Origin of the sequence: Lentzea aerocolonigenes, from assembly GCF_000955955.1 — a bacterium.
GTDB classification, from domain to species: Bacteria; Actinomycetota; Actinomycetes; order Mycobacteriales; family Pseudonocardiaceae; genus Lentzea; species Lentzea aerocolonigenes_A.
Map to the genome: position 1 here is coordinate 37,186 of NZ_JYJG01000033.1, position 7,655 is coordinate 44,840.

Sequence of the window (7,655 nt, forward strand, 5' to 3'; positions counted from 1 at the left end):
TTGACACCCTTCGCTAAGATCCTGCCATGCTACGCAGTGTTGCCGTGGTCCTGATCGACGGGGTCGCGCCGTTCGAGTTCGGTGTCGTGTGCGAGGTGTTCGGCATCGACCGGACCGAGGACGGCGTGCCGCCGTTCGAGTTCAGGGTGTGCGGGGAACGGCCTGGCGAGCCTCTGCGCACCAACGTCGGCGTGCAGCTGATCCCCGAGCTGGGCCTGGACGCGCTCAAGGACGCCGACCTCATCGCGGTGCCCGCCGCGAGGCTGCGCGAGCACTACCCACCGGCCGTGCTGCAGGCGTTGCGCGAGGCCCACGCGAACGGCGCGACGCTGCTCTCGGTGTGCAGCGGGGCGTTCCTGCTCGGCGAGGCCGGCCTGCTCGACGACCGGCCGTGCACGGTCCACTGGCATCACGCCGCCGCGTTCACCGAGCGCTTCCCCCGCGCCGAGGTCGACCCGAACGTGCTCTACGTGGACGACGGCGACATCGTCACGAGCGCGGGCACGGCGGCGGGGATCGACGCGTGCCTGCACATCGTGCGCCGCGAGCTCGGCACCGGCCCGGCCACCGCGATCGCCCGGCGCATGGTCGTGCCGCCGCAGCGGGAAGGCGGGCAGCGGCAGTTCATCGAGATGCCGGTGCCGACGAACGCGGCGATGAGCCTGCAGCCGGTGCTCGACCAGATGCTGGAGTCTCTCGACGTCGAGCACACGGTCGCCGACCTGGCCCGCCGCGCACGGCTCTCCGAACGCACCTTCGCGCGGCGGTTCGTCGCGGAGACCGGCACCACCCCGGTCCGCTGGCTGACCGCGCAACGCGTCCTGCACGCCCGCAAGCTGCTCGAGGAGACCTCGCTGGCCGTCGAGGAGATCGCGCGGCGCAGCGGGTTCAGCACGGCCGCCCTGCTGCGGCACCACTTCTACAAGGACGTGGGCGTCTCCCCCAACGCCTATCGCCGCACCTTCTCCAACAGCACCCCGACCTCGGCGTAAGACCTGCGTAACACCTGATCGGGGAACACCGGCTCGCGGCAGATGGTTGGATCGACACGTGAGGCACTTCGACCTGGTCATCATCGGTACCGGCTCCGGCAACTCCATCCCGAACGACTCGATGGCGGACTGGAACATCGCCATCCTCGAGAAGGGGACCTTCGGCGGCACCTGCCTGAACGTGGGCTGCATCCCCACCAAGATGTTCGTCCACACCGCCGACCAGGCCGCGGCGCCTGCGAACGCCAAGAAGCTCGGCGTGGACGCGCACCTCGACGCGGTGCACTGGCCGCAGATCCGCGACCGCGTCTTCGGGCGGATCGACCCGATCGCCGAGGGCGGCCGCAACTGGCGCGCCAACGAGAACGCGAACGTCACGGTCTACGAGGGCACGGCGAAGTTCATCGACGCGCACACGATCGACACCGGCACCGGCGAGACGATCACCGCCGACCGGATCGTGGTGGCGGCGGGCAGCAGGCCGACGGTCCCCGAGATCGCGGACATCGAGACGACCGGCTTCCACACCAGCGACACGATCATGCGCCTGGACGAGCTGCCGGAGAGCCTGATCATCCTGGGCAGCGGCTTCATCGCGTCCGAGTTCGCGCACGTGTTCAGCAGCTTCGGCGTGAAGGTCACGATGATCGCGCGCTCGAACCTGTTGCTGCGCCACGAGGACCTGGAGATCGCCGAGCGGTTCACCGACGTCGTGAAGCACAAGTGGGACGTCCGGCTGCAGCGCAAGACGATCCGCGCGGAGAAGACCGAGACCGGTGTCCGGCTGCACATGGAAGGCCCGGACGGCGCGGAAACCGTTGAGGCGGCTCAGCTTCTCGTCGCGGTCGGCCGACAGGCGAACACGGACCTGCTCGACGCGGGCAAGGCAGGGCTCGAGCTGCACGACGACGGCCGGATCAAGGTCGACGAGTTCCAGCGCACCAGCCAGCCGCACATCCTGGCGCTGGGCGACATCAGCTCCGACTACCAGCTCAAGCACGTCGCGAACCACGAAGCCAAGGTCGTGCAGCACAACCTGCTGAACCCGGACGAGCCCAAGGCCAGCGACCACCGGTTCGTGCCGGCCGCCGTGTTCTCGAGCCCGCAGATCGCGAGCGTCGGGCTCACCGAAGAACAGGCCAAGGCAAAGGGAATTCGCTACGTCACCTCGTCGCAGGCCTACGCGTCCATCGCGTACGGCTGGGCGATGGAGGACACGACCGGTTTCGCGAAGCTGATCGCCGATCCCGCCACCGGACAGCTGCTCGGCGCGCACATCATCGGCCCGCAGGCGTCGACGGTGATCCAGCCGCTCATCCAGGCGATGAGCTTCGGCCTGGACGCGAAGTCCATGGCACGTGGGCAGTACTGGATCCATCCGGCGATGCCCGAACTGGTCGAGAACGCCCTTCTCAACCTGCCGCTGGACTGAATGCCTTGGCCGACAGGGACTTCCGCCGCTGTCGGGAACCGCATTCACCAACAACCATGCAGCGATGACTGACAGAGTCCTCGTCGCGTACACCTCGAAGATCGCCGCCACCGACGAGATCGCCGAGATCATCGGCACCGAACTCGCCGGCTGCGGGCTGAGAGTCACCGTGCTCTCGGTCGCCGCCGCCGACACGCTGCACGGGTTCGGTGCCGTGATCATGGGCGACGCCGCGGCCCGCGATGCGCATCGGTTCGTGCGGCGGCACAAGGTTTCGCTGAAACACACGCCCATGTGGTTGTTCCACCGCGGCACTCCACCCGTGCCCAACGACGTGACCCGCATGGTTCGGAAGCTGGGGGCCAGTGGGCCGGTCAGCTTCGCGGGTGCGGCACCGGACTGGGATCGGGCGAAGGCGTGGGCCCGCTACCTCGCCGACCAGCTCACGGTGCTGCACCGCGGGTTCGTGTCGAACTAGGCCTGCAGGATGCGGACGTTGTTGCCGGCCGGGTCGCGGAACACGCAGTCGCGGCTGCCCCACGGCTGATCGGTCGGCTCCTGCACGACGTCGGCGCCGCTCGCCTGCAGCTTGTCGAACACGCCGTCGAGATCCGGCGTGGCCAGCTGGATGTACCCGTACGAGCCGGCGTCGATCATCTCGGCGATAGCGGTCTTCTGCGTGTCCGTGAGGCCCTCCGCCATGGCCGGCGGGGAAAGCACGACGGAGGTCGTCGACCCCACCGGGGCGACGGTGATCCAGCGCATCGTGCCCTGGCCGACGTCGACGCGGACCTCCCAGCCGAGCAGGTCGCGGTAGAACGCCAGCGAGGCCTCGGGGTCGGTGTGCGGGAGGAACGTGGCGTGAATGTCGATGTCCATGCCGACAACGCTAGAAGCACCGCGTGCACCCCGCTTCTCGATTCCTGACCACCTTCTGACCAGGCGTTCCAGTCACGTCCCAGCGTGATCCAGACGCGTCCCAGAGCCTCCGTGTCGACTTCATCCCGGCGTCCGGACGGACACCGCAAGACGACATGCGAGGGGCGAAGAAGAACGTGCGATCCATCAAGAAGACGTTCATCGCGGGAGTGTTGTCCGCGATCATCAGCACGCTGCTGATGGGCTCATCCGCAACCGCCGCACCCACCGAGGAAGTGCAGATCTCGGCCGCTGCCGACATCGTGCGCATCGCGACCGCCGAGGTGGGCTACAAGGAGCGGGCGAACAACTGCAACAAGTACAGCGGCGACTGCGCGGCCTGGTGCGGCATGTTCGCCAGGTGGGTGTGGAACAAGGCGGGCGTGAAGAAGCTCCCGCCGGCGGGCTACGGCAAGGCGTGGGTGGCGACGTACTGGGCCAAGTGGGGTGCGGACCAGGGGCTGCTCAAGAAGCGTCCGGCCGGCACCCGCGGAGGATCCCCGAAGGCCGGTGACGCGATCGTGTTCGGCGTTCCCGGCAGCCTCAACGGCCACGTCGGGCTCGTCGTGAAGGTGCACGCCGACGGCAAGCTGACCACGATCGACGGCAACCTGTCCGACAAGGTCACCAAGCGCACCATCGACCCGAAGACCGCCACCACCAACGGCGGCGCGGTCTACGGCTACGTGAAGCCGACGTTCTAGAGACGTTCGACCGTGAACTCCTGATCGGCACCACCGGTGCACTGCTCCAGCACCACCTCGGCACCCGGTGCCAGCGGCTCCTGCACTCCGACGCACAGGTCGGTGTGCAGGGGCCGCAGCCGGTAGCGGTCCTGGCCGACGCGTTCGAACCGGAACTGCTGGAACGCCATGTCGTCACGGCACTTGTCCCACGGCTCGAGCCGTGCGCCTTCCCGCACCGAACCTCCCATCGCGCTCAGGCACCCCAGGCCGTTCGCCGGGTGGTCCCACCAGATCCTGTCGTTGTCTCCGCCGATCGGTTCGATCAACGTCTTGGGCGGTTCACTGGAACACGCGCCCTGCACGGCGATCGGCGGGCCGTCGTGCGTCTGCCGGTCGCGGCCCTCGGTCACGCAGAGATCACCCGCCTTCAACCGGGCTGCGTACTTGCCGGTGGGCGCGGACGACGGCGTGGTGGGCGCGCCCTGGTTGACCAGCACTGCGATCAAGGCGACCACCGCCACCCCGGCCACCGCGAACACCACCGCATGCCGTCGCTTGAGCGCACGCGGGGCGCTTTCGTTCGGCTGGAGCACACGAGAGGGCCCCGCGTGGGGCGGTTCGGCTTCCGTCAGGATGCGGTGGTGCAGGTCGCGCAGAAGTGCGCTCGGGTCCGTGCCCAGCTCGTTGGAGAGGGTGCGGCGAAGGCGTTCGAACGACTCCAGCGCCTCGGCTGAGCGTCCACTGCGGTGCAGGGCGAGCATCAGCTGGCCCGCGACGCGTTCGTCGAGCGGGTGGTCAGCGGCCCGGGTGAGCAACGCCGGGAGCACCTCGCCGTGCCGGCCCTCCTTCAGCGCGACCTCGGCGCATTCGGTCTCGGCGACGTGCTTCTCCTGCAACAACCGGTCTCGCACGGAGTCGAGCCACGGCGACTGCAACCCGGTGAACGGCTCGCCGCGCCACAACTGCAGCGCCTCCGCGTGTTGCCCGGCGGAGATCAGCTTCGAGAACCGGTGCAGGTCCACGTCGTCGGCGACCAGCGCGTAACCGCCGGACTTCCGCAGAATCACGTCGTCGCCGAGCACCTGCCGCAACCGGTAGAGGTAACCGTGCAGCGCGTCTCGCGGCTTGGCGGGCGGATCGTCACCCCAGACCCGGTCGGTGAGCTGGTCGAGCGAGACCGGACGCCCGGCCTCCACCGCCAGCACGGCCAGAACGCACTGCTGACGTGCGTGCCCGACCTTCAGCTCCTGCCCGTCCCGCGTGACGACGACGTCGCCGAGAAATCCGAACCCCAGTCTCACGGGGTCAAACGTAGCGAGGACGGCCCGCGATCATGCCCAGAACGGTCAACGCGGCCAGCAGCACCAGCTGCAGCACGAGCGACGTGGTCCACGAACCGGTGGCTTCCCGCAGCACGCCGAACGCGAACGGCCCGCTCGCCGCGATCAGGTAGCCGAGGCTCTGCGCCATCGCCGAGAGCCGCGCGGTGTCCGAAGTGGACTTCGTGCGCAACGACATGACCAGCAGCGCCAGCGGGAACATGCCCATGCCGAACCCGATCAGCACCACCCACAGGCCGGGCGCGGCGGACGGCGCGACGAGCATGCCGAAGATGCCGGCGAACGACAGCACGCCCAGCGCCAGCACCATCGGCGCCTGGCTCTTGAAGCGAGCGGCGATCGGCGGCACGAACAAGCTGACCGGGACGCTGAGCAGCATCGAGACGGCGAGCAGCATGCCGGCGGTGTTGCGGTCCACGCCCGAGTCGACGAGCATGGCGGGCAACCAGCCCATGACGGTGTAGGCGAACAGCGACTGCAGGCCGAAGAACACCGTGATCACCCACGCCAGCGGGCTGCGCAGCAACGACCGCTTCTCGGCCGGGGCGGCCGAGCGGACCACCGAGGCTTCCGAGCCGTGGCGTGCACCGGCGAACCACACGATCACCGCTCCGGCGGACAGCAGCGCCCACACCCCGACGGCCAGGCGCCAGGAGCCGAAGAAGTCCTCAAGCCGTGGCGTGAGAGCGGCGGCCAGCGCGGCGCCCGCGGAGAGCGTTCCCGTGTAGACACCCGTGATCAGGCCGACCTTGTCCGGGAAGGAAGCCTTCACCACCACCGGGATCAGCACGTTGGACACCGCGATACCGGCACACGCGATGAAGGTGCCGCCCAGCACGACCCACGGACCGTCGATCACGCGCAGCACCAGGCCGAGCGTCAGCACCCCCAAGGACAGTCCGATCGCACGGGCCATGCCGAGGCGGCGACCCAGCCAGGGGGCCGCGAACGCCGCGAAGCCGAAGCAGAGCGCCGGAACGGCCGTCAACGCGCTGGTCCAAGCGGCCGAAACCCCAAGGGCGGCGCGGACATCGACGAGCACCGAGGCCAGACTGGTCACCGCAGGGCGGAGATTCGCCGCCGCGAGGGCGACCCCGATCGCGAGCAGCGTGGACCCGACCAGCGGAACGTGACGATTCTTGACGACCGTCACCCTGCGACCCGGATCGGTGGCAGTCTGTGCGGCACTAGTCGTCTGCTGAATCGTCACGTGCACCACTATCGCAGACATGGGATGTTCGGATGAAAGGATGACGCTGTGCCGTTGGCCACTACCCGACGTGCAGGCCTCGTCGACCAGGTGATCGAGCAGATGCGAAGCGCGATCACCAGCGGCGAATGGCCCGTCGGGCAGCGCATCCCGCCCGAGCCCGAGCTGGTCACCGCGCTCGGGGTGGGTCGGAACACGGTTCGTGAAGCCGTGCGCGCTCTCTCGCACGCCGGCCTGCTGGAGGTGCGGCAGGGCGACGGCACGTTCGTCCGCGCGACCAGCGAGATCTCCGGCGCGGTCCGCCGCATGTGCGGGACCGAGCTGAAAGAGGTCCTCCAGGTCCGCCGCACGCTGGAGATGGAAGGCGCGCGCCTGGCCGCGAAGCACCGCACCGACGCCGAGCTGACGCGCCTCACCGAGCTGCTGCGCAAGCGCGACGCGGCGATGGAGGCCGAGCAGTGGGCCGAGGTGATCGAGCACGACACCGCGTTCCACGTGCTGCTCGTGCAGTGCTCGCACAACACGCTTCTAGCGGAGCTCTACCAGGGGTTGACCGAGGCGGTCAAAGCTTCGGTGGCGGCATCTGTCGACACCACGCAGCCTGGTCAGGACCAGGTGTCGCACACCGGGCTGCTGCACGCGGTGCGGGACGGCGACCAGGAGAAGGCGGCGATCGAGGCAGGCGGGTTCTTCGAGGAGCTGATCGAGAAGTTCTGCTGAAAACGCGGACGAAAGTTGTCCGCATGAGCTCATAGCGTGGGGGCCATGGAGATCACGCCGTTCCGCATCGAGGTCCCGCAGGCCGAGGTCGACGACCTCCGCGCCCGGCTGGCTCGGACGCGCTGGCCCGAGGACGACCTCCCCGGTGTCGGCTGGTCCTACGGCATCCCGCTGAGCTACCTGCGCCCGCTCGCCTCGTACTGGGCCGACGAGTTCGACTGGCGGGCGCAGGAGGAGCGGATCAACTCCTACCCGCAGTTCACGACCGAGATCAGCGACCAGCGCATCCACTTCGTGCATGTCCGCTCGCAGAAGCCGGACGCGTTGCCGTTGCTGCTGATCCACGGCTGGCCGGGC

General features: G+C 68.8%; 9 protein-coding genes. 6 read left to right on the top strand and 3 right to left on the bottom strand.

The window, feature by feature from the left end; all coding sequences use genetic code 11:
* The first annotated feature begins 26 nt into the window (after window positions 1–26).
* The 3 genes from UK23_RS06630 to UK23_RS48335 all read left to right on the top strand — a co-directional run bounded on the left by UK23_RS06630 (window position 27) and on the right by UK23_RS48335 (window position 2,902).
* Window positions 27–992: a GlxA family transcriptional regulator gene (locus tag UK23_RS06630; protein ID WP_045310481.1), complete on the top strand. Its 966-nt coding sequence runs from the start codon at window positions 27–29 to the stop codon at window positions 990–992.
* A 58-nt stretch (window positions 993–1,050) separates the two neighbouring features.
* Entirely contained in the window at window positions 1,051–2,424 is a 1,374-nt protein-coding gene (locus tag UK23_RS06635) for a mycothione reductase (protein WP_045310482.1), read from the top strand.
* A gap of 64 nt (window positions 2,425–2,488) precedes the next feature.
* Window positions 2,489–2,902, top strand: coding sequence for a flavodoxin domain-containing protein (locus UK23_RS48335; protein ID WP_052684429.1), 414 nt, complete (start codon window positions 2,489–2,491; stop codon window positions 2,900–2,902).
* On the opposite strand, the gene UK23_RS06645 is transcribed toward UK23_RS48335, so the two are convergent.
* Window positions 2,899–3,303: a VOC family protein gene (locus tag UK23_RS06645; protein WP_045310483.1), complete on the bottom strand. Its 405-nt coding sequence runs from the start codon at window positions 3,301–3,303 to the stop codon at window positions 2,899–2,901. The genes UK23_RS48335 and UK23_RS06645 overlap by 4 nt on opposite strands.
* Window positions 3,304–3,479: 176 nt before the next feature.
* Here UK23_RS06645 and UK23_RS06650 point away from each other — a divergent pair, with 176 nt between their 5' ends.
* On the top strand, window positions 3,480–4,046 hold the full coding sequence (locus tag UK23_RS06650) for a CHAP domain-containing protein (RefSeq protein WP_196777642.1): 567 nt from the start codon (window positions 3,480–3,482) through the stop codon (window positions 4,044–4,046).
* Here UK23_RS06650 and UK23_RS06655 read toward each other — a convergent pair.
* Window positions 4,043–5,329: a BTAD domain-containing putative transcriptional regulator gene (locus UK23_RS06655; protein ID WP_045310485.1), complete on the bottom strand. Its 1,287-nt coding sequence runs from the start codon at window positions 5,327–5,329 to the stop codon at window positions 4,043–4,045. The two genes, UK23_RS06650 and UK23_RS06655, sit on opposite strands and share 4 nt — an antisense overlap.
* A gap of 4 nt (window positions 5,330–5,333) precedes the next feature.
* Window positions 5,334–6,521 carry a CynX/NimT family MFS transporter gene (locus UK23_RS06660; RefSeq protein WP_231114401.1) on the bottom strand — a complete coding sequence of 396 codons (1,188 nt, stop codon included), beginning with the start codon at window positions 6,519–6,521 and terminating at the stop codon, window positions 5,334–5,336.
* Window positions 6,522–6,626: 105 nt separating this feature from the next.
* On the opposite strand from UK23_RS06660, the gene UK23_RS06665 reads away from it, so the two are divergent.
* Window positions 6,627–7,298, top strand: a complete 672-nt coding sequence (locus UK23_RS06665; protein ID WP_045310486.1) for a FadR/GntR family transcriptional regulator — start codon at window positions 6,627–6,629, stop codon at window positions 7,296–7,298.
* Between the two features lie 45 nt (window positions 7,299–7,343).
* Window positions 7,344–7,655: epoxide hydrolase N-terminal domain-containing protein (locus tag UK23_RS06670; protein WP_045310487.1), on the top strand; the 312-nt coding region annotated here is incomplete at its 3' end.